This is a genomic window from Protofrankia sp. Cas4 (genome assembly GCF_963555915.1).
Lineage (GTDB): Bacteria > Actinomycetota > Actinomycetes > Frankiales > Frankiaceae > Protofrankia.
Genome location: NZ_CAUVXL010000187.1, coordinates 17,261 through 38,991 on the forward strand (window position 1 = coordinate 17,261; position 21,731 = coordinate 38,991).

Below are 21,731 nucleotides of genomic sequence, written 5' to 3' on the forward strand. Positions count from 1 at the left end.
ACGAGGAAGGTGCCGCCCGATGAGCACACCCATGTCGTTGCCCCGTCGAGGAGGAGAACTGCCGCTGCGCCGACGGCCACTGGCGATCGCCGCGGTCGTGGCCGCCAGGCTTCTGGCCACCCAGTCGCCCGGCCGGATCCGTTCCGTCCTGACCTGGCTGCAGCACGGCGCTCGGCCGGCCGACTACGAGCAGACGCTGGCCGCACGGGAGGCCGTTATGACGGTGAGCATCCTGTGCCGGGGCGCGCAGGGCTGTGTTCCCCGGTCTGTTGCCACCGCGCTGCTCTGCCGGGCATCAGGAGTGTGGCCGACGTGGTGCGTCGGCATTCGCAGGGTCGCTCCGTTCGCGGCGCACGCTTGGGTGGAGGCGGAAGGCATCATGGTGGGCGAGCGGGAACCGACCGGCTACTTCCGGCCGCTGGTCGCCGTTCCTCCCAAAGGCGTCCCGGTGCCATGAGCGACGCATCCCGGGGTATCGCGACGGAGCCGCTTCCAGCGGTTCCCGAGGGTCGCAAATGGCCGATCGGTGACTTGTGGCGCCTGCTGCGCGGGCACGGTCGACCCATCGGCATCGCGACCGGGCTAACCCTGATCGGAACTGTTCTCGGAATTGCGCAGCCGCTCCTGGTGAAAAACGTGATCGACGCCGCACAGGCTGGCGGGATCCCCACCTGGATGGTCGCGCTGCTTCTCGTGTTGTTCGCCGGCCAGGCATTGATCGACAGCTGTGGGAACTACCTGTTGGGGCGCACCGGCCAGCAGATTCTGTTCGGCCTGCGGACACGCCTGATCGGTCACCTGCTGCGGCTGCGCATCGGAATCTACGACCGGCAGCGGATGGGTGACCTGATCTCGCGCGCCAACACCGATACGACCCTCGTCCGAGAGGCCGTGGCCTACAGCTTCACGGTGATCGTCACGAGCTCGATCGGTGTGATCGGGACCGTGGCGGCGATGATCTGGCTTAACCCGTTGCTGTTCCTGATCGTACTGGTCGCGGTCGCGGCAGCCGCCACGATGGTGCTGGGCGTGTTGGTGCGTATCCGTGTCACCTCAGAACGCAGTCAGGCCAGCGTCGGGAACATGACCGCCGACCTCGAAAGGGCGCTCAGCGCAATTCGTACCGTCCGGGCCAGCCGGGCCGAGCAGCGAGAGGCCGAACGTATCGGCGTGCATGTCAAAGAGGCCTATCACGCCGGGGTGCGGATGGCCAAACTGGACTCGATTGTCACCCCTGCGGTCGAGTTGACCATCCACGGTTCGATTCTGGTGATACTGCTCGTCGGTGGAGTGCTCGTCGCGAAAGGCTCGACATCGCTGGGCGATCTCGTCGCATTCTTGCTCTACGTCACATACCTTGTCATGCCCCTCTCCGAACTGTTCGAGGCCGCGGGCACGATCCAGCGGGGTATGGGCGGGCTGCAACGGGTCAACGCGGTCTTCACGCTCCCGCGCGAAGCCGATGAACAGGACGGAGCCGGGCAGTGGTACCCCAGCTGGGACAACGGCCGGCCAGTGGCCCAGGCTGCGCGCACCGACAGCAATGGCAAGGTAGTCGGCCGGTCGCACGACACACCGGCGATCGAGTTTCGTGGCGTGCAGTTTGGTTACGGGACAGAGCCGGTACTTCGCGACGTGTCATTCACAGTGCCGAGTCACGGCCACATCGCGCTGGTCGGTAGGTCCGGTGCCGGCAAGTCCACCGTGCTCCAGCTCATCGAACGATTCTACGACCCGGACCGTGGGGAGATTCTGTTCGACGGGCGGGACGTCCGCACCATCGACCGCTCGACGGCCCGCGCCTGGGTGAACCTGGTCGAGCAGCAGGCCCCGGTACTACAGGGCACCCTCCGCGACAACATCCAGTATGCCGCACCCCACGCGACCGAGGAAGATCTCGAATGGGCCGTCCGCACCGCGAGCCTGACGGATCTGCTCGCGCGGGTGCCCGCCGGCCTGGATACCGAAGTCGGTGACCACGGTGTCCTGCTGTCCGGCGGGGAACGCCAACGGGTGGCCATCGCCCGAGCTCTCCTGGCCCGGCCCGCTGTCTTGCTCATGGATGAACCGACTTCGCAGATGGATTCCATGAACGAACACGCGCTGACCCAGGCGATGCGGGAGATCTCAGCCACCGGCGCACTTCTGGTTATCGCACACCGGATCTCCACGGTACAGGCGGCGGACCGCATCATCGTGCTCGACAAGGGACAGGTGGTGGCCACCGGCCGGCACGAGGAACTGTTGCTGACGAGTTCTCTCTACCGACGGCTAGCTTCCAGCCGGCCGGAATCCGGCATAACCGCTGACCGCTGACCGGGAAATATCGGTGTGACGTTGCGACGGCCGACGAAAGGGATATGCGGGATGCGGTGGACAACCGGGTGGCCGGGAGCGAGGCAGGCGTCTAGATTCGCCGGATAGGCCTGAGACAAGGAGCTATTCATGATCTTAAGGCGCTCTTTCGTTATTTCTATGATGATTGCCGCCGTCGTGCTTACCGGCTGGGGTGGCGGAGTCGCCCGTGCGGCACCGGTATCACCGTCGGCGACGCCCTCGCTGAGTCTTGATCAGGCCCTGACCGCCATCCGGTCACAGGGGTACACCGCCACCCAGACAGGCGGCTTCAGACAGAACGACGATCTCAGCGTGATCGTCGCGCGGCGGAGCGGCTCCGTGGACGGGCACCCGCAGCGCGCCTTCCTCTTCCACCGCGGCCGCCTGGTCGGAGCCGACACCGCACGGCCGAGTGCGACCATCCGGTGGATCTGGTCCACCAGCGACGTCGTGGCCATCGGATACGATTTGTATCATTCCAACGATCCTCTGTGCTGTCCGACCGCGGGTGCGGCGACGGTACGCTACCGCTGGGACAAGACGAAAGTCGCGTCCCTTGACCCCGTTCCGCCCGCCAGCTGGTCGGCTCCCGTAAGCCGCCGAGCGGTGAACAGCACGGGATAGCGATACGGGATCCAGCCGGCCGGAGTGTGCCGGGCACCCGCCAACCGACGAATCTTCTTCTCCTCGGCCGCGTCCCGCGGCACCCGCGCATACAGCAACGCGGGCATGACGCGCTCCTCCTCAGCGCACCCATATCCTGACCTGCCGGACCTGCTCCCGGCTTGAGGCATTCAGCGCTTGGCAGGTCCGGTGGGAGCGAGGCGGGGGGAGCCCTGCTGGAGCCTTTCCGCGACCAGGAAGGCCAGCTCAAGCGCCTGGCCGGTGTTCAGCCGGGGATCGCATGCGGTCTCGTACCGACCGGCGAGATCGGCCTCACCGATCTGTTCGCCGCCGCCGAGGCACTCCGTCACGTTGTCACCGGTCAACTCGATGTGCACACCGCCGGGATGGGTACCCAGCGACCTGTGCACCTCGAAGAAGCCGAACACCTCGTCGAGGACGTCGTCGAAGTGCCGGGTCTTGACCCCGTTCACATCGCGGGTGTTGCCGTGCATGGGGTCGCACGACCACACCACGGGATGGCCGGCGGAGTTGACCTTCTCGACGATCGCGGGGAGCACCTCGCGGACGCGTCCCGCGCCCATCCGGGTGATGACCGTGAACCGGCCCGGGATGTGCTCGGGGTCGAGCCGATCGACCAACGCCAGGACGTCGTCCGGGGACGCGTTCGGACCCACCTTGCACCCGATGGGATTACCGACCCGCGACATCAGGTCCACATGCGCACCGTCGAGATCACGGGTACGCTCGCCGATCCAGAGCATGTGTGCGGACACGTCGTAGACCGCGCCGGTCGCATCCTCCGTCCGGGTCAGGGCGCGCTCGTAGTCCAGCAACAGTGCCTCGTGGCTGGTGAACAGCTCGACGCCGTGCAGATTGGACGTGCGTTCGAGGTCGATGCCGCAGGCGGCCATGAACGACAACGCCCGTTCGATGTCGGTCGCCATGATCTCGTACCGACGCCCGGCCGCCGAGTCCCGCACGAACGTCTTGTTCCACTCGTGCACCTTCGACAGGTCAGCGAACCCACCGGTGGCGAAGGACCGGACGAGGTTCAGCGCGACCGCGCTGGCATGGTAGGCGTCCACCAGCCGGCCGGGGTCGGGCCGGCGGGCCACCGCCGTCGCGGCGATGTCGTTGACCGCATCGCCGCGGTAGGACGGCAGCCCCGTGCTCGCCTCGATGTCGGCTGACCGCGGCTTGGCATACTGGCCGGCTATCCGGGCGACCTTCACCACCGGCACGCTTGCCCCATAGGTGAGCACGACCGCCATCTGCAGCAGCGTTTTCACCTTGTCGCGAATTTTGTCGGCGGTGTTCGCGGCAAAGGTCTCGGCGCAGTCCCCACCCTGGAGCAGAAACGCCTCGCCCCGGGCAACCGACCCCAGCCGTTCGGTCAGAACCCGAATTTCCGGCGCGGTGACCAACGGCGGGAGGGCCGCCAATCGGTCGCGGGCCGCAGTCAGCTCCGCAGGGTCGGGCCAGTTCGGCTGTTGCTTGACCGGCAGGGTCCGCCAGACATCCAATTCGTCCACGGTAGTATAGGTTACGGTGTGACGGTCGGGTCGGGTCGGATCTCAACCATGTCATCCTCGCGAATCTGTCATCCTCGCGGATCTGTCACCGGCTCAGACCTGTCACCGGCTCAGCCGAAGAACACCTCCGCCTCGGTGTAGAGCTCCTCCGGTACGAGCTTGAGCTCACGGGTCGCCTCCGCCAGCGGTACCCGGTCGATCCGGGTTCCGTGCAGGGCCACCATCGTGCCCCAGTCACCGTCGTGTGCCGCGTCGACGGCATGCAGACCGAAGCGGGTCGCAAGCCACCGGTCGAACGCCGTCGGCGTGCCGCCCCGCTGGACATGGCCGAGCACGGTCGCGCGGGACTCCCGCCCGGTCCGGCCACGGATCTCCGTCTCCAACACGGACGCGATTCCCTGCAGCCGGACATGCCCGAAGGCGTCCAGCTCCCCTTCCTTGACCACCAGGCTGCCGGCCACCGGACTCGCTCCCTCAGCCACCACGATGATCGGCGCGTAGTGCGAGGCGAAGCGGTGTTCGACGAAGGCACAGACCTTGTCGATGTCGAAGGGTCGTTCCGGAATGAGGATCACGTTGGCGCCCGCCGCCATTCCGCTGTGCAGGGCGATCCAACCGGCATGCCTGCCCATGACCTCGACGATGAGGACGCGATGATGGCTTTCGGCGGTGGTGTGCAGGCGGTCGATGGCCTCCATCGCGATGTTGACCGCCGTGTCGAACCCGAAGGTGTAGTCGGTGGCCGACAGGTCGTTGTCGATGGTTTTGGGAACCCCGATAATCGGGATTCCTTCGGTGTGGAGCCGGGCGGCGACGCCGAGGGTGTCCTCGCCCCCGATGGCGATGAGGGCGTCGATCCCCAGGTCGTCAATAGTTTTCCGGATGCGGGCGACGCCGTCATCCACCTTGTAAGGGTTTGTGCGACTGGAACCGAGAATCGTCCCACCGCGCGGAAGAATGCCGCGGACCGCGTCGACGCCGAGCGGCACCGCGGCATTTTCCAAGGGACCACGCCAGCCGTCCCGAAAACCTATGAACGAATGTCCATAGATATCTACTCCTTTACGGATAACCGCCCGTATGACCGCATTCAGCCCTGGGCAGTCCCCACCGCCTGTCAGCACGCCGATCCGCACGACCGCACCTCTTCTTCGCCGCCTGGACGCCCCGTTTCGGGCTCGTCAGAGCGGAGCGTAGTCGCAGCGAAGCGGTGCAGAAATACATCTGACAGCGTGGCGCGGCCGGAGGCACCGCGAAAACCTACCCCGCGGCTGCCGGCGACAGCGCTGCCCGCAGCGGTGCCAGCACCCGCCAGCGGGCCAGGTTGTGGCGAGCGTCGGCAAGCGCGTCGTGAGCGTCGTGCGGTGGCCGGGGCAGTGCTGGACGGCCGACCTCCTCCCAGAGCTGGCGCAGGTCGCGGGTGAACCGGGGGAACGGGCGGGGAAGATCCGTCATGGTGCCGAAAAGCTGACAGAGCACAACATGGTCATAAGCGGCATACCAGGCCCACAGCTCCGGCGGCCCGTCGACGCTGAGGAACTCGGCGATGTCCGACTGGATCCGCGACCGCGACCGCCAGGACGGATCCGCCGGCGGCGGCAGCTTGGCCAGGACGTTGCGCTGCACCCACAGCACCGCGAACGCCGGATCGAACTCGGTGGATACGGCGTAGTACTCCCTGGCGCCGTCCTCACTGACGATTCCGATACTCACCAGGTCCAACCAGTGGTGACCCGCCTCGGAACGTTCGATGAACTCGGTGTCATAGAGATATCGGGTGCCCACCCGTCCAGTTTGCCTGCCCACGTCAGCGAAAGCGCTGATCGCTGGAAACGGCCACCCGTCCACCGCGGCCGCGGCGCATTCTCCACCGCAGGCCGCTGAGGACCGACGCCATTCCCGCGGCACCCGCCAGCGGCAGCGCCCAGAGCAGCACGCCGTTGACCCCGTCCTGCGCGCGGCCGGCAGCCTTGTCAGCGACTGGTCCGGCGGTCTCGTCCGTCCGGGCCACGCTGCCGGCCGACTGCCCTGCAGCGGACGCGGTCGTCGACTGCGCAGGTGAGGCCGGGCAGGGGTCACCCGCCGCCGGTGGCACCACCGGCGGTGCCATCGGCGGTGCCTGCTCGGCGGTGGCCGGCTCGACCCTGACGTCCACCCGGGAGGCTCTGGCATCGGTGACCAGGCAGACCACGCCCGCGCCCGGGGCGGATACGACCGTCGCCCCGCTCGCCCGCACCACGTAACCATCTGGATACACACGTGCCGGCACACGGATCTGGGTCGCGACCCGGCCACCGAAGGTACCGCCCCCCGCCGGCGCCGGTATGTAGGCCAGGGTCAGCAGCCGCCCCGAGGGACTGTAGGTGAAGCCCACCGGCACACCGGCGACGGCGGCCGGGTAGGGCCTGGCGATGGCGGCGAGAGTCACGTCGCTCAGTGGCCGGTCGAAGAACCACCCGATCTGCGTCGTGTCGGCGGCCGACACCAACCGCAGCACAGTCGCGGGATCGCCAGCCGCCCACCCGACGAGGAGCGCCGCCTCGTCGTTGGTCACCACGTTCGCGGTCGGGTCGAACGACGCGGCGCTCTGCCGCCACAGGAGATGGTGCGCATCGGTGGCCCGGACAGCCCCGTTGAGCCCGGGGGAACCCGTCGATGTCGTGAGCTCGAAGCCGACGAGTCCGACGACGTCATGGAACCGGCCAGCCACACGCCGTAAGCCCTCGGCGTAGGCCTCGTCACCAGCCTTCGCAGCCGACGCCGTCGGCACAATCTGGATCATCGCGCGCAGACCCTGGCCGACGACGGCTTCGACAGCGTCGGCGAGCTGGTCGAGCCCGGGGTCGAAACCGTCGGCGGTCACGCGAGCCGGCACGCCCCCTCGACCGGAGGTACCGGCGAACGTCCCGTCAGCCTCCATCCGCACGCCGATACTCACCGCGTTGAAGCCGGCGGCCGCCCACTGCCGCACGGTGGCGGTGTCAACGGTGCCGCCCGGCGGCACCGACGGGCCATGTAGGAACAGCACCCGACCCTCGGGATCAACGACAAAGCGGCCCGCGCGCAGCACCGTCCCAGCGGGTGGGCCGGCCGAGGCGATCCGGGTCGGAGTCGGGCTCACCGGTGCCGCGGCGCGCGCGGGCTGCGCCAAGGCCCCCGGGAGGGCCGTGACAGCCACCGCCGCGACCATGGTCATGGTCACGACCGTGCCCCTCACGGCCGACCACCGCGGGGCACCCAGCCTCGCGAAACGCATGCGCTCGGCACACCCGACCAACGGGCGTCCGCCCCTGCGCACGCCCGACGCCCTAGGATCCCCCGATGAGTACACACCGACCATCCTGCCGTGCCCACCGCACCGGGCATCAGCCTGCCTGGCGGGTACCCGTCCCGTCGCCGACGTCGCGGCTGTCGCGGTCGGCGCTCCCACCCTTGGCGCGTGCGGTGTGGGGCATCACGGCGGTCGTGTGATCGTGCGTCCGTCCGACGGAATCCGGAGATCCCGAGCCGCCGGCCGCCTCGATCGCAGCCTCGCGCGCGGCGGCGATCTCGACCTTGGCCCGCTGGGCGTACATGTCGACGTACTCCTGGCCCGACAGCACCATGAGCTCATACATGATCTGGTCGGTCATGGATCGAAGCACAAAGCGGTCATCGGCCATTCCCACATACCGGCTGAAGTCAAGAGGGCGTCCGATCCGGATGCCGACGCGCCCGATCCTGGGAATTAGCCTTCCCTGCGGCTGCACCTCGAAAGTACCGATCATCGCGATGGGGATCACCGGAACCTTCGATTCCAGCGCCATCCGGGCAACGCCGATCTTGCCGCGGTAGAGTCGTCCGTCCGGCGATCGGGTGCCCTCCGGATAGATCCCCAACAGCTTGCCGCGTTGCAGCACCTTGACCCCGGTTCGCAGCGCAGCGTCACTCGCGGCCCCGCCGCTGCGGTCGATCGGGAGCTGACCCGCACCGCTGAAGAACAACCGCTTAAGCCACCCCTTGACCCCCGGCGAGGTGAAGTAGTCGCTTTTGGCCAGGAAGGTGACCCGCCGCGGCACCACCAAGGGGAGGAAGAAGTGGTCGGCGAAGGACAAATGATTACCGGCGAGGATGGCGGGACCCCGCTCCGGGATGTTTTCCAGCCCCTCGACCCACGGCCGCCAGAAGAGCCGCAGGAAGGGGGTGAGAAACGCCTTGACGACCCAGTACAACACGTCAGCTCCCGGTGTGGTCGTCCACCAATATCCGCCGGACACACCCGCACACGGTGGCCGGAATAACCCTATGGACCCCTGCTGGCGGCGTCCACCGACATGCGCCGCGGCACCCAGCCGTGTTGCTGCCGTCACAGCCGCCTCGCACCGGCCCGCGCGGCCCATCGAGCATGGCCTGTGTCTCCCGAGCGTGCGAGCATGCTGCAAGGCTGGTTTGCGCGATGATAACGGAGAAACACCGCGCGCCCACAGAGGGCGAACGGTCCCACGCATGTGACGAGAGGGCGGAAACCATGGCGAGCGGACCGCAGCGTTCGGTCACACCGGGTGCGGAGCCGTTTGAGCGCGACGGTGGTGGTATCGGCGTGCTACTGATCCACGGATTCACAGGCACACCTCACAGCATGCGCCCATGGGGCGAGTTCCTCGCGCAGGCCGGCCTGACAGTGTCCTGTCCGCTGCTGCCGGGCCATGGCACCCGCTGGCAGGACATGAACGCCACAACCTGGCGGGACTGGTTCGGTGCGGCAGACGCCGCGTTCAATCAGCTCCGGGAACGCTGCAAGACCGTTTTTGTCATGGGATTGTCCATGGGCGGAACGCTGGCCCTGCGCCTCGCGGAGGTGCACGGTCCGGCCGTGGCCGGCGCGGTCACGGTCAACCCGAGCCTCGGTACCGACCGGAGAATTTCAACGATCACCCCGCTACTCTCCCGGATCATACCCGGCATACCCGGGGTCAGCAGCGACATCAAAGCTCGCGGTGTGCGGGAGATCGCCTACCAGCGGGTGCCGCTGCGGGCCTACGTCTCCCTGACCGACCTGTGGCGGGTGACGGTGCCGGACCTGGGACGCGTCGTGTGCCCCGTGCTGACCTTCCGCAGCCGCGTCGACCACGTCGTCGAAGCCTCGTCCGGACGGATCCTGCTGGCCGGCGCGACATCGTGCGACATCTCCGAACGCGTCCTGGAGGACAGCTATCACGTGGCCACGCTGGACAACGACCGCCAGACGATCTTCGACGAAAGTCTCGCGTTCGTCCAGACCCACGCGGTGCTTGACAGCCGAAGGCTGGACGATCGTGGTGCCGCCGCGCCCGGGGTTCCGCCCGGATCGCTGTCGGGTTGAGCCATGGCTGACATGACGCCCGGCGATCGAAGAGGGCCCGATCATGGCTCGGGCCGGGATCGGGCACCCGAGCATTCCTCGGATGACGGTTGCGCAGCCAAACGGTCCGCAGACGAACACGCAGCCGGCCAGGGACCGGTTGACGAAGGCGCTGACAAAGAATGCGCTGATGACGCGGGATCTACGGGCAGGGCACAAGCCGGGGCCGACGCTGTGGGCAGTCACGCGATGGAGTGGGACACGGCGTTTGCGGCGCTGGTCGCGGGCCTGACCGACGAGGCGGATACCAGCGACTTCCATCAGGCAACAGGCTCCCGCCAGGAGCCGGACCCCTACGAGCCCTCTGATCATTACGAGCCACCGCCACCGCCACCGCTGCCGCGGATGCGTCCGGTCACCCGGTGGGCGCTGGGCTCCATCGCGCTCGGCGTCGGGATCCTGCTCGCGCCGGTGGTAGCCGGAATCGAGCACGGTACGAGCCATGACATAGCCGGAGTCATGCTTGTGCTGGGCGGAGTCGTCACACTGGTAGCACAGATGGGGGATCGACCGCCCACCGATTCCGACGACGGCGACGACGGTGCGGTCCTCTAGGGGCTGTCCGATGGATATTGGTCGATCGGACAGGCCCTAGTCCCGGATTCGGATGGACAGACCTCGGCGCCAGGGCCAGGTCACGGAAGGGGTGGCTGCGTGCGGTTCCACGAAACGGTCGAGATTCACGGTCACCTGATGGACACCGGAGTTCTCGCTCGGGTACTCGACGATGTCCTGAGCTACGGAGGCGACTACGAGGTCGAGAGCATCGATCTCGGAAAGAGCCACGACGACGAGTCACACGCGAAGATCATCGTTGGTGCGGACTCGGCGAACCTGCTTTCCCGCATTCTCATGCGCATCCAGGTACACGGCGTCAACAGCGTGAGCCCGGGCGAGGCAGTCCTGCGGCCCGCCGACCGTGACGGCGTGTTCCCCTCGGACTTCTACGCGACCACGAACCTGGAGACCATGGTCCGCATCGGCAGCCAGTGGGTGCCGGTGGAACATCCCGAGATGGACTGCGGCCTGGTCGTCGCCGGCGGGCGGGTGCGGACCGTCCCGGTGTCCGAGGTCCGGGCCGGCGACATGATCGTGTGCGGCGTGGCCGGCGTGAAGGCCGTCCTACCGGTCAGCGACCACTCGACGCGGATGTATGGAACCTTCCAGTCCCTGTCATCGTCAACGACACCGATGTCACCACAACGCCAGGCTCTTCTGGTCCGCACGATCGCCCGCCAGATCCGCGAGCTCAAGACCGAGGGTTTCTCGGTGCTGTGGGTCACCGGGCCCGCGGTCGTCCAGGCCGGGGCCACTCCCGCCATGGTTGCACTGGTCGAGGCGGGCTATGTGGACGTGCTGTTCTCCGGAAACGCGTTCGCCACCCTCGACATAGAGGCGGCCCTCTACGGAGAGGCGATCGGCAACGAGTTGACCCGCGGCACTGCGGCCGAACGCGGTCACGAACAGCACATCCGGGCGATCAACACGATCCGGCGCGCCGGTTCGATCACCACGGCGGTTGAGGACGGCATCCTCACGGGCGGGATCATGCATGCGATCGTCAAAGCCGACAAGAAGTTCGTCCTGGTCGGCTCGGTCCGCGATGACGGCCCGCTGCCAGACGTCCACACCGATGTGCTGGCCGGGCAGCGCGCAATGCGCGAGGCCCTGCACGGTGTCGGATTCGCGATGATGATCGCCTCGATGCTGCATTCGGTGGCGACCGGTAACATCCTGCCCGCATCCATCCCGGTGGCCTGTGTGGACATTGACCCGGGCAACGTCGCCACCTTGGTCGACCGTGGATTCGCCCAGGCTGTCGGTGTCGTCACCGACACCGGCCTGTTCCTGGAACAGCTGGCCCAGGAACTGGTCGCCGACTACCGTCCCGTCCCGGGGCGCGACCGTTGACGCAGCACGCCCGGACGGCAGTGTGCCTGGACGGTCCCGGTCCCGGCCGCGACCCCGGGTCCGGGGTCTGCGACGACAAACGATCAGGTTCGGGCCAGGTCGGCCGCGCCGATGATCCCAGCCGGCGGCCCAAGCTCCGCCACGACAATTTCCGCCGCAGGTCGGTGTTCGCTACCTGACAGATTGTAGTAAAACTCCGCCCGGGCCGGGCCGAGCAAAAGATCACCCGCTTCAGCCACGCCGCCACCGACGACAAAACGGCTCGGATCAAGGACGCTGGCAAGGCTGGCAAGCCCGCGGCCCAGCCAGCTGCCGACCTCCTCGAAGCACTTCACCGCGAGCGGGTCGCCCTCCCGGGCGGCCTCGGTGATCGTCGGACCGGTGAGACCCGCCATGTCGCCGTCCGCCAGCTCCAACATCCGCCGGCCGGCCGCAGGCGAAGCCATGACCAACTCATGGGCGGTCCGGAGCAGTGCGCGACCACTCCCATACTGCTCGAAGCAGCCCCTGTTCCCGCAGCCGCACGGCTGACCTCCGGGCACGATCTGCATGTGCCCGATCTCCCCACCGATCCCGAAATGTCCCCGGTGCAGCCTGCCGTCGAGCACGATCCCGCCGCCGATGCCCGTTCCCACGGTGACGCACAACAGGTCGTCGTGACCGCGGCCGGCGCCGAACCGGTACTCCCCCCAGGCCATCGCGTTCGCGTCGTTCTCGACGACCACCGGCAGGCCGGTCCGGGCGCTCACATCGTCCCGCAGCGGCTCGTTACGCCACGCGAGGTTCGGCGCGAACAGGATATGTGACCGCTCGCGGTCGATCCAGCCGGCCGCTCCGATGCCGATCGCCTCCAGCGGCCGGGGCGCGACGACGACCCGCAGTTCATCAACTGCCGCGACGATCGAGTCGACCACCGCGGCCGGCTCCTTGGTGGGGGTCGGCCAGCGGACCGAAGCCAGGATCGCCCCGGTTGCGTCGACGACGCCCGCGGCAACCTTGGTTCCGCCGACATCCACGCCGACCACCAGGCCGGGCTCCGTTCGGTTCCGCCCCGACGTCGTTGCGGCAATCATTCGACATCGATCCTCTGAACGCGCGACCGGGGCCGCGGTCGCTCGGTGGTGCCTGCCTGCCTGTCTGTCCCATCGTGACCGTCGGCGCCTTCGGTGACGTCCGAAACGGGACCTGCGAGGATTGCCCGCAACGCCGCGGTGAGTGACGTCGCGGCGGCGAACAGATGCGCTGTCACCTCCGGACGACCCGCGGCCAGCATGGCGACGAGCCGACACACCGGACACACCTGGCACGCCGCGATCGAAACCCCACCAGATCGATTGTCCTGATGGCCGTCCGAAGAACCATTATGGGCGCCACTGCCACCTCCACTGCCCGCGACACGATCAGACAACGGTTCACCATCGAGCCCCGCCGCCGCTGCGTCAGGATCACTGCCCACACCGTCGGTACCGCCGGTCGCGTCGGTACTGCCGGTCGCGCGGTGGCCGGCGGTCCCGTCGTGCAGCGTCGGGTCGACAAGCATGTCCCGCAGGGCAGCGGCCAACAGGGCAGCTTCCCGCGCCAGCGGCCCGGCCATGTTAGGGGTCATACACGTACCCAAAGGTCTGGATTAGGCACAAAGGAGACTATCAGGAGATCGTCTCGCAGTGCCGCGCCGCGCACGTCACACCGGCGCAGCGCTGAGGGCAGGGTGAACAGCCGCCGCTGGGAGCCGACGGACACCATCAGCTCGTCATCCCCGATCCGGGCAAGATTGATCTCGGATCGATCCACGAACGGCAGACTCAGCGAGAGCGCGAAACCGTCACCTGCGCGCTCGACGCGCAGCGGTCCGCCGTCGCCTGGTCCGCCGTCGGCCGGTCCACTGGCGGCGGGTCCACTGGCGGCGGGTCCGCCAGTCCCGAGAACACCCACCGGGTCCAGGCCCGGGTATGCGGCCGCCGCGAAGGCTGCCAGCTCCTCCAGGCCGATCGGCTCACCAGCCCGGTAGGCCGCGCGAAGGACCGGGATCGGTGCGAAGGACCGCTCGACCTCCAGCAGCTGCTCGCGGTGGACGGCCACCCAACCGGCCCGCCAGGCGTCGGCGCCGGCCTGGGTGTGCACCCGGTTGGCCACCACCGCGTCCACGCCGAAGCCGTGCAACGCCAGCGCCGTCAACGCTGCGCGGGTCTGCCCCACCACCACGCTCTCCGGCGTCAGGACAAGCCGGACGCTTGATCGCGACGGGTCCGAGAGAACCTCCCGAACTTCGTTCATGATCTCTCGCAGGCGTGCGGCAGCCTCGATCAGCGGTTCCGTGACAGCGCCTGCCAGCTCGCCACGCCCGAGCAGGCGGGGACCGGAACGCAGCAGGCGGGAAACCCGGCAGTCATCCGGGACCATCCGGCGCAGATACCACGACAGGGTCTCGGGCAGCGTCAGCAGACGCAGCAGCTGCGCGACGGGGCCGGTGTCAACTACGACGACCTCGTAGTCCCCGGACCTGATCTGGTCAAGCAGATGCAACAGCGTGAGCACCTCCGCGGCGCCGGGCAGAACCATCAGCTCACCAACGTCGATCGGTTCGGTTCCCGTCACCTCCCAGAGGCGCCCGAAGTACCCGCGAAGAACCTGCCACTGCTCCTCGAACACCCGCTGAACGTCCACCTGCTGCGCGAACAGGCCGGACTCGATCTCAACGGGAACGTCGGCCAGCGGATGGTCCAGGACAGCCGCAAGGCCTCGCGCCGGATCCGCCGACAGCACCAGGGTCCGGCTGCCGCGTTGAGCCGCCAGCGTTGCCGTTGCCGCGGCGACCGTGGTCGTCCCGACGCCCCCCTTACCGGAAAAGAGCACGCATCGCACGCGCTGTCAGCTCTCGAGATACTTTTTGAGATCTTTCAGCGCGGCGTCGACCACGCCATTCTGGACCTTGCGCCGGAGTAGACCGGGAATTTTGATCTTAAGTTCGACAGTCAGGTCGTATACGACCTCGGTCGTGCCATCACCACGATCGCGCAGGGCGTAGCCGCCGTCCTGAGAGATCGTGTTTTGTCCCTCGACGAGCGTCCAGCGCACCGACTCGTCGCCCGACCAGGTGTACTCGATGACGAACTCTTCCTTCGCCACCATCGCGTTGATCAGAAAACGGGCCTGGTGCGGGCGACCGTCCGGTCCGACCGCGACGACCTCGGATCGTTCCACAGGCCCTGACCAGGTTGGATACGCAGCGATGTCGGCAATCGCGGCCATCACCTTCACTGGCTCAGCATTGATCGTAACGGTGGCTCGGGCTTGATCCGCCATCGGTGACAGTGCCTCCACAAACTATCCGGGCATGCCCGGCGTCGCTGACATACCGGTTGCCTGACATACCGGTTCTCCAGGTTCCTCGGAGTCTCCCGGAGCTCGGGAACCCCGACGCGGGAAGAGCTATGATCGCACAGCCTTCCGCCCGCTGGAGGCCAGGATAATCATCGTGACCGGTCGTCGAGGCTACCGGATGGCCCGCAGGCCCGTACGGCCGTTACCACTCCAGCACGAACGGCGTCCCCCGGGCGTTGAAATGCCCAACGTTCACGCACCGTGTGCGTCCGATCTCGAGAACCTCCCGGTATGGCTGGTGGACATGCCCGAAAAGCACATATCTGGGCTGGATCTCGTGGATGGCCTCCAGCACCGCCACGCTGCCCCGTTCGTAACGCCGAGCGACCGTGTCGTACACGAGCTCGGGTAGGTGCGGCGGAATGTGGCAGCACAGCACATCCACCACCCCGAGGGCTGCGACCTTCGCGGCATAGACATCATCGTCGATCTCGTAGGGAGTGCGCATCGGAGTACGCAGACCGCCGCCCACGAAGCCGAAACGCAGCCCACCGATCTCGGTCGTCTGGCCGTCCAGGAGCGTGACACCGTCGCGCAGGTAGTCCTGATAAAGATGCGGAAGATCCACATTGCCATAGGTCAGAAAAGTCGGCGTCGGAAAAGCATCGAACATCTGTTCGTACTGCTTGCGGATCGCCCCTTCGATGACCTCCTGGCGATTGTCACCCAACGTCGCCCACAGACCACGAGACCAGTCCCGAGCCTCGTCGAAACGCTGCTCGGTCCGTAACTGAATCATTCGTCCAACCGCCGTCGGACCAAACAGGTCCCCCATTATCCCACGACCGTAATCGCGGTAGTCCACGTAGAGAATGAGATCGCCCAGGCAGACAAAGGCGTCGGCGCCCTTCCCCGCGGCGGCAAGCGCGTCGGCACGCCCATGGACGTCACTGACCACGTGGACCCTCATGCCCGGTCAGTCTAGCCTCGAAGATTCATGTCACGATCACAGATCATTTTGATCTCAAACTGTCCACGAAAGTGGGAACCCTCCACGTGTGGGCATGGGTACGCACAACGCCGCCGACGCCCGTCCGGGCCGCTATCCGGGGGATGCGATCAGGTCATGCAGCCTGGCCGCGAGGACGTCCCAGCGCCAGGCCACCTCGACCCAGGCGCGGCCAGCCGCACCCATCGCCCGCGCGCGCTCGGGATCGGCCAGCAACGCGCCGACAACATCGGTGATCTGCCCCAGGTCACGACCGTCGACCACCATTCCGGTCCGCCGATCGAGCACCGCGTCCGGCGCTCCGCCGCTGCGCCCGGCCACCACCGGCAGACCCGTGGCGGACGCTTCGAGGTAGACGATGCCGAGCCCCTCGACCTCCAGGCCGCCCAGCCTCGTCCGACACGGCATGGCGAACACATCGCCGGCGGCGTAATGGGCGGGCAGTTCCTCCCACGGCACGGAACCCGTCATCACCACATGCTTGTCCACTCCGACCTCGCGGGCCAGGCGGGCGAGCGACGCTCGGTGTGGTCCCCCGCCGACCAGCAGCAGGGCCGTTCCGGGCACCCGACGGCGCCAGGCCGGCAAGGCTCTGATCAGCATGTCCTGACCCTTTCGCCCGACCAGTCTGCTCACGCACACCACGACCGGGCGGTCGATCAGCCCGTGACGCTTGCGGATGTCGTCGCGCCCGACACCCGGTCGGAAGAACTCGGTGTCAACGCCGCTGGGCAACCTGGTCAGGGTCGGGTGACGGCCGAACGCCGGCGCGAGGCGCACCTTGGTGTAGTCGGTGAGATAGGTCACGGCGTCAACCGACCGGCCGATCCTGCGCAGCACCTGGCGTGCACCCGGCAACGCCGCCCAACCCACCTCATGGCCGTGGGTGCTCGCGATGATCCGGCGCACTCCCGGATCGCGGCGCAGCCCGGTCGCGAGCAGTCCCAGCGGCGCCGCGGCTCCGAACCAGACCGCATCGCAGCCGTGCGACCGGGCGATCCCCCGGGCCCGGTGCAGCACGTCCGGCGTCGGCAACATCATCGAAGTCGGATGGCGCACCACCGGGAAGGGCGCGGCGGCGTCGAAGGCCGCCGCGCCCTTCCACGCGGGGGCGTACACGGTCACCTGCGTACCGGGAAGCCGACTGGCAAAATTATGTACATACGCCTGAATTCCACCCGGACGGGGTGGAAAATCGTTGGTCACAACAAGCACCTGCATCGGGCCATATTCTCCTGTTCCGCGGACGGCTCGGCAGCCGGCTCAACCCGGTGGTCGCACGTCGGCGTCGGTTGACAACCGCGTACGCAGATAGGACCTCCAACGGAGGACGAACCCGGCCTCGGTAGTGCCGAGGAACGCCTGAAAACCGGCGGCGAGCCGGGTACGCGGGTCGCCTTCTCCCGACCCCACCCGCCGGTAGAAACCGATGAGCCCGTCCAGGCCGACCGTCTCCGCGATCAGCCTGCAGGCGAGCCAGGCCTCCTGGTAGCTGCGGGGAACCGTCCCGTCCGCAGCGGTGAACGCCGCGTCATCCGGCAGTGCGTCCGGCAGCCAACCAGAGCGGACCTCAGCCGCAAGCTCGGTGGCTGCCCGGGTCACGCTCAGGGCGACATCGCCATGGCCCACGGTCTCGGCGAGACCCTCGACCAACCAGGTAGGGGTGCCAGGGCCGGTCACATTCGCGCTCGCCAGGTGGGTCAGCTCGTGGCGTAGCACCACCTGTCGGCCCTCAGCTGAAAGCCGTTCATAGACATCGGGGTTGATGATCACACGCGCGGCTTCCCGGGCCGACGGCCCGGCTTCACCCACCCGTGGGATCAGCGCGACCGCCGCCTCACCGTCCACGCTCGCGCGGCCTACTCGGCTGCGGAACCCGGCGCCGTCCGGGGGAACGTCGACCACGACATGAGCGGACCACTCGCCGTCCCAGACACCACGTACGTAGCGCAGAGCGTCACCGGCATCGTGGCGAACCTGCGCGACCGTGACGCGCGACGCCCCCTCGCCCGTGACGGTCAGCCGGTCGACCGGCGGCGTCCGGACCGCCCTGGCATGATCCCAGGGAGCCACGGCGACCAGCAGCGCCCCCACGGCAGCTACGGCGAGGACAAGCGCCACTGACACAGCCACCAACGAGCGTCGTCGCGGCCACCGTTTCAGCTGTTCCGGCGTGCCAGGCTGCGGCGGTTGTTGCACCGTGCCGCCCGGCGGCGCTGCCCAGGCGCCCGATTGCGGACGGCCTTCGCCACTGCCGCGGCGGTCAGCCGGCTCTACGTGCACGTCCACGTGAGCGTTGTACGGGCGAGTGCGAGTGCCGCGAAGGCCCGGACCCAACGGGCACCAAGGCAACAGGGGACGAGACTGCAGCGGGCAACGCGACCGGCACAGGCTGCGGCCACGGCGTCATCGGCGGCACTAGGCCGGCATCCGCCAGCACCGCCAGCGCCCGCTGTTCGGCCTCGTCCCAGTCGGCCACACGTTCGGGCGCGAGCAGGAGGTGGAGCACACAGTCACCACAGGCATCCCCGCGAACTACGCAGGTGTCACAGTCGATCAGCATCGTGTCCGCCTTTCCGGCCGGCTACCGGCCGGCTACGTCGAGATTTCTCAATGCCTTCGGCAACACGAGCGCCGTGTGCCGCCGAGACGCAACGTAGCCGCAGGGTCCGACAACTTCTCGCGACCGTTGGAGCGCACAGGCCAGCCGACTCAGGACCGGTCGAGGCGCGTCAGCAGCGCCGCGGACGGGATCGGCCGGGCACCTGACATCCGGCTTGTCTCCGCCACCTCCCGGTCGGAGGTCACCACAGCCACCGGACGGCCCGCCGGCTCGGCCCGCACCAACCGGATGATCTCCTCGTCGGCAAGCTGGCCGGACCGGCTGAACACCACCCGCACCCCGCGAGGCGCGGTCACCCCAACCGGCCGCGCGATCACCGCGGTCGCATCGAAGACCACCGTGATCTCGCTCTCCGGCGCACGTCCGACCAGTGCACCGAGCCCCGACAACAGCCGCGCACGCTGTGCCTGCAAAGTCAACGATCCATAGCCACGTTTGGTCACGTTGTAGCCGTCAACAATGAGGTGAACGCCGGGGATCGCGAGGACCTCGTCGACAACCCCGGGATCGTCCTCGGCAAGGCCGCGCGCGCCCACTCCGCAGAACGGATCGAACAGTATCGCGTCATCATCCTCGCGCCCGGCGACATCGGCGGGCCGCCGTACCGCCGTCGGCAACGAGAGCTCCTTTCGGAATCCGTTCGCGGCAGCCATCAGGGTGTCGAGCAGAACGCGCAGGCGGACATCCTCCACGGATCTGGCTTCTCGGCTGCCGCGCCGTGCCGCGGCCAGCGCGGCCTCAAGCTCGGTGACCCGCTGTCGCAGCCGACGGGATTCGGTCTCGGCCTCACGGGCCGCGGTAACCGCCTCGTCACGTATCCGCTCAGCGGCTTGCACGGCATCCTGTGCGTCCAGCTCGGCCCGACGAATCCGGTCAGCGGACGATCGCAGCCGCCTGCGGGCATCCTCGACCTCGGTCCGGGCCACCGCCAGGCGGTCGCGCAGTTGGTCGCTCTCTACCCTTGAGCTGCGCTTCAACGCCTCAAGTTGATCGCTCAGACGCGCGGCGGTCCCGGCAGCCTGCGCGGCGAGCGCCGCCGCCGCCGCCTCGGCCAGCTCCTGGGCCGCAGCCTCGACCATCCGCTCCCAGCCAGGTAGGCGCAGGACATAGGCGACGGCCGCGATCTCCTCCGGTGGCGCGGCTTCCGGCGGTCCCTCGGCCGAGGAGAGCGCGGCCACGAGGTCGGGCAGGGCGAGCCGGACCCGCTCGGCCACCCGCCCGCGAAACACCGTGTCGTTCGCGATCGCGGCGGCCAACGGCGTAGCGCCGAGCCGGGCACGTCGCGACGGGATGAAGCGCCGCACCGCGATGAGCGGGGCCGGCACATCCTGCTCGGCAAGGTCTGCGAGGGTGTCGGCGGCAAACGCGACGACCTGGGCCCGGACGTTGGGCGGCAGTGGCTCGCTCACCCGGACGCCGGCCGAGGCTCGCACACCACGCTGTCCACCGCACCGCACCAACGACACCAGACGTGTTCGATCTTCTCGTCCACGACGTCCCGTTCCTCCACGCGGGAGACACCGGCAAGATCGACGTGGACGTAGTCCCGTGACCGCACCGTCCTCGCCACATCGAAACGGGTCAGATTACCGCATATCCCGCACCGCCAGCGGGTATGCGGTCCGGGCAGGTCGACGGGCACGGCGCAGACTCCGGGGCGCGATGGGAACAACGATGACGCACCAGCGTATAGGGCGCAGCCCGACCCATCCGGATCGCCGGCGGTCTCTGACGATTCGCTCCAGCCCCGATAGTCTCAATAGCCCGAATAGCTCGATTTACGTACTTCGTCCAGGCAAAATGTTAATACGCTGGCGTGACCTACTTCAGGGCGGCCCGGATCCGGTCAGCCGCGTCATCCAGCGCTGCCGGGTCGGGATTTTGGTCAGCTCTGGCAAAGGAAAGCTCGGCCTCGGAGTCGATCGCGACGATGTGTACGTGGACGTGGGGTACTTCCAGGCCGGCCAGCAGCGCGGCCACCTTCCGGGGGTGGAACGCCCTGTCCACAGCCCGGCCCACCGTGGCCGCCGCGCTCCACAACTCCCCCAGCACGTCCGATGGAAGATCAATCCAGTGGTCGACCTCGAGCCGCGGGACCACCAGTGTGTGCCCGGGTGTGAGTGGGGCGATCGTCAGGAACGCCACGCAGTGATCGTCCTCATAGACGATCCGCCCGGGCAGCTCGCGATTGATGATCCGGGTGAAGATGCTGGCCATGCCCGGACACTATCGGCATCCGAGCCGGTCAGATGAGGGGCCGTACGGTGCTCACCACAGGTGGTCGCGAGGGGTTCACCCCGCCCTGCGCGTGATACCTCACTAGCCGACACCGCAGCCGTAGGTCAAAACTGCTGCCATTGCGGCGAAAGTCACCTACCCCTCGTGCCGCCAGCGGCCGGGCGTAGGTAGAAACGGTCGTTATCATGACAGAAACTACCTACCGGAACGGGTGCGGACGGCAGGCCCGGTTGGCAATAGGGTCTCGCGGGCTGTCCCTGTCAGCCACGGAACCAGTCCGAGGCTGAAGCTGTCCGAGGCTGGCTGTACCTTGCGCGGGCATGAGCCCGTTCTCGCCAGCGCCGGGAGGCCACCATCGGACCGCGCCGACGCCGTTCTCGACGTCCCCGGCCCCGGCCCCATCCGGGCTTGGACCCGGACCCGGACCTGGACCTGGACCTGGACCACGGCAGGCCAGCTTCGAGGAACTGGGCCGGCCCCTGCGGGATGTCACCTTTGTCGTCGTGGACCTGGAGACCACTGGCATCCGTACCGCCGACAGTGAGATCACCGAACTCGGCGCGGTCAAGGTCCGTGGTGGGCAGGTCCTCGCGGAGATGGCCACGTTGGTGCGGCCCGCCGCACCGATACCGCCGTTCATCTCGGTCCTGACCGGAATCACCAACGCGATGGTCGCCACCGCGCCGTCCATCGACGCCGTTCTGCCGGCCTTCCTGGAGTTCGCCCACGGCAGCGTCCTGGTCGCCCACAACG

At 67.9% G+C, this 21,731-nt stretch carries 23 protein-coding genes; 7 read left to right on the forward strand and 16 right to left on the reverse strand.

Annotated elements, in window-relative coordinates:
• Positions 1-19 precede the first annotated feature (19 nt).
• From U9979_RS17375 to U9979_RS17385, 3 genes are all read left to right on the forward strand, one after another.
• Positions 20-457, forward strand: a complete 438-nt coding sequence (locus tag U9979_RS17375) for a lasso peptide biosynthesis B2 protein (protein ID WP_322780221.1) — start codon at positions 20-22, stop codon at positions 455-457.
• Positions 454-2,316 carry an ABC transporter ATP-binding protein gene (locus U9979_RS17380; protein WP_322753055.1) on the forward strand — a complete coding sequence of 621 codons (1,863 nt, stop codon included), beginning with the start codon at positions 454-456 and terminating at the stop codon, positions 2,314-2,316. Before U9979_RS17375 ends, U9979_RS17380 begins: the two co-directional genes overlap by 4 nt.
• Positions 2,317-2,478: 162 nt before the next feature.
• Entirely contained in the window at positions 2,479-2,961 is a 483-nt protein-coding gene (locus U9979_RS17385; protein WP_322780228.1) for an LppP/LprE family lipoprotein, read from the forward strand.
• Here the strand turns inward: U9979_RS17385 and U9979_RS17390 are convergent.
• From U9979_RS17390 to U9979_RS17415, 6 genes are all read right to left on the reverse strand, one after another.
• A complete protein-coding gene (locus tag U9979_RS17390; protein WP_322780230.1) occupies positions 2,862-3,068 on the reverse strand; it encodes a hypothetical protein in 207 nt (68 codons plus the stop codon). The two genes, U9979_RS17385 and U9979_RS17390, sit on opposite strands and share 100 nt — an antisense overlap.
• 63 nt (positions 3,069-3,131) lie before the next feature.
• Positions 3,132-4,496: a class II 3-deoxy-7-phosphoheptulonate synthase gene (locus tag U9979_RS17395; RefSeq protein WP_322747427.1), complete on the reverse strand. Its 1,365-nt coding sequence runs from the start codon at positions 4,494-4,496 to the stop codon at positions 3,132-3,134.
• Between the two features lie 110 nt (positions 4,497-4,606).
• Positions 4,607-5,632 carry a 6-phosphofructokinase gene (locus U9979_RS17400; RefSeq protein WP_322747426.1) on the reverse strand — a complete coding sequence of 342 codons (1,026 nt, stop codon included), beginning with the start codon at positions 5,630-5,632 and terminating at the stop codon, positions 4,607-4,609.
• 124 nt (positions 5,633-5,756) lie between these two features.
• Positions 5,757-6,281, reverse strand: a complete 525-nt coding sequence (locus U9979_RS17405) for a polyadenylate-specific 3'-exoribonuclease AS (RefSeq protein WP_322747425.1) — start codon at positions 6,279-6,281, stop codon at positions 5,757-5,759.
• A gap of 22 nt (positions 6,282-6,303) precedes the next feature.
• Positions 6,304-7,713, reverse strand: coding sequence for a hypothetical protein (locus U9979_RS17410; protein ID WP_322780222.1), 1,410 nt, complete (start codon positions 7,711-7,713; stop codon positions 6,304-6,306).
• A gap of 148 nt (positions 7,714-7,861) precedes the next feature.
• The gene (locus U9979_RS17415) at positions 7,862-8,710 is read right to left on the reverse strand and encodes a lysophospholipid acyltransferase family protein (protein WP_322747423.1); all 849 of its coding nucleotides are present in this window, start codon (positions 8,708-8,710) and stop codon (positions 7,862-7,864) included.
• Positions 8,711-9,003: 293 nt separating this feature from the next.
• Here U9979_RS17415 and U9979_RS17420 point away from each other — a divergent pair, with 293 nt between their 5' ends.
• The 3 genes from U9979_RS17420 (at position 9,004) to U9979_RS17430 (ending at position 11,787) form a co-directional block, all read left to right on the forward strand.
• Positions 9,004-9,837 (forward strand): alpha/beta hydrolase, encoded by an 834-nt coding sequence (locus U9979_RS17420; RefSeq protein ID WP_322780223.1) that lies wholly within the window; start codon positions 9,004-9,006, stop codon positions 9,835-9,837.
• Positions 9,838-10,065: 228 nt separating this feature from the next.
• Positions 10,066-10,431, forward strand: a complete 366-nt coding sequence (locus tag U9979_RS17425) for a hypothetical protein (protein WP_322747421.1) — start codon at positions 10,066-10,068, stop codon at positions 10,429-10,431.
• A gap of 99 nt (positions 10,432-10,530) precedes the next feature.
• Positions 10,531-11,787, forward strand: coding sequence for a TIGR00300 family protein (locus U9979_RS17430; protein WP_322747420.1), 1,257 nt, complete (start codon positions 10,531-10,533; stop codon positions 11,785-11,787).
• An 83-nt stretch (positions 11,788-11,870) separates the two neighbouring features.
• On the opposite strand, the gene U9979_RS17435 is transcribed toward U9979_RS17430, so the two are convergent.
• From U9979_RS17435 to U9979_RS17480, 10 genes are all read right to left on the reverse strand, one after another.
• Complete coding sequence (locus tag U9979_RS17435) at positions 11,871-12,860, reverse strand: ROK family glucokinase (RefSeq protein WP_322747419.1); 990 nt, start codon at positions 12,858-12,860, stop codon at positions 11,871-11,873.
• Entirely contained in the window at positions 12,857-13,393 is a 537-nt protein-coding gene (locus U9979_RS17440; RefSeq protein ID WP_322780224.1) for a hypothetical protein, read from the reverse strand. The genes U9979_RS17435 and U9979_RS17440 overlap by 4 nt, the downstream gene beginning before the upstream one ends.
• Positions 13,390-14,640: an ArsA family ATPase gene (locus U9979_RS17445; protein WP_322747417.1), complete on the reverse strand. Its 1,251-nt coding sequence runs from the start codon at positions 14,638-14,640 to the stop codon at positions 13,390-13,392. Before U9979_RS17445 ends, U9979_RS17440 begins: the two co-directional genes overlap by 4 nt.
• A gap of 15 nt (positions 14,641-14,655) precedes the next feature.
• Positions 14,656-15,090, reverse strand: a complete 435-nt coding sequence (locus U9979_RS17450) for an SRPBCC family protein (protein ID WP_322747416.1) — start codon at positions 15,088-15,090, stop codon at positions 14,656-14,658.
• 220 nt (positions 15,091-15,310) lie between these two features.
• On the reverse strand, positions 15,311-16,078 hold the full coding sequence (locus U9979_RS17455; RefSeq protein WP_322747415.1) for a metallophosphoesterase family protein: 768 nt from the start codon (positions 16,076-16,078) through the stop codon (positions 15,311-15,313).
• A gap of 132 nt (positions 16,079-16,210) precedes the next feature.
• Entirely contained in the window at positions 16,211-17,338 is a 1,128-nt protein-coding gene (locus tag U9979_RS17460) for a glycosyltransferase family 4 protein (protein WP_322780225.1), read from the reverse strand.
• A gap of 42 nt (positions 17,339-17,380) precedes the next feature.
• The gene (locus tag U9979_RS17465; RefSeq protein ID WP_322780226.1) at positions 17,381-18,250 is read right to left on the reverse strand and encodes a hypothetical protein; all 870 of its coding nucleotides are present in this window, start codon (positions 18,248-18,250) and stop codon (positions 17,381-17,383) included.
• A gap of 579 nt (positions 18,251-18,829) precedes the next feature.
• Positions 18,830-20,149 carry an NYN domain-containing protein gene (locus U9979_RS17470; RefSeq protein WP_322747412.1) on the reverse strand — a complete coding sequence of 440 codons (1,320 nt, stop codon included), beginning with the start codon at positions 20,147-20,149 and terminating at the stop codon, positions 18,830-18,832.
• On the reverse strand, positions 20,146-20,382 hold the full coding sequence (locus U9979_RS17475) for a hypothetical protein (protein WP_322766722.1): 237 nt from the start codon (positions 20,380-20,382) through the stop codon (positions 20,146-20,148). Before U9979_RS17475 ends, U9979_RS17470 begins: the two co-directional genes overlap by 4 nt.
• 179 nt (positions 20,383-20,561) lie before the next feature.
• Positions 20,562-20,957 carry an HIT family protein gene (locus U9979_RS17480; RefSeq protein WP_322747410.1) on the reverse strand — a complete coding sequence of 132 codons (396 nt, stop codon included), beginning with the start codon at positions 20,955-20,957 and terminating at the stop codon, positions 20,562-20,564.
• 341 nt (positions 20,958-21,298) lie between these two features.
• On the opposite strand from U9979_RS17480, the gene U9979_RS17485 reads away from it, so the two are divergent.
• Positions 21,299-21,731, forward strand: a 433-nt coding sequence (locus U9979_RS17485) for an exonuclease domain-containing protein (protein ID WP_416220246.1), incomplete at its 3' end; no start/stop codon positions are given.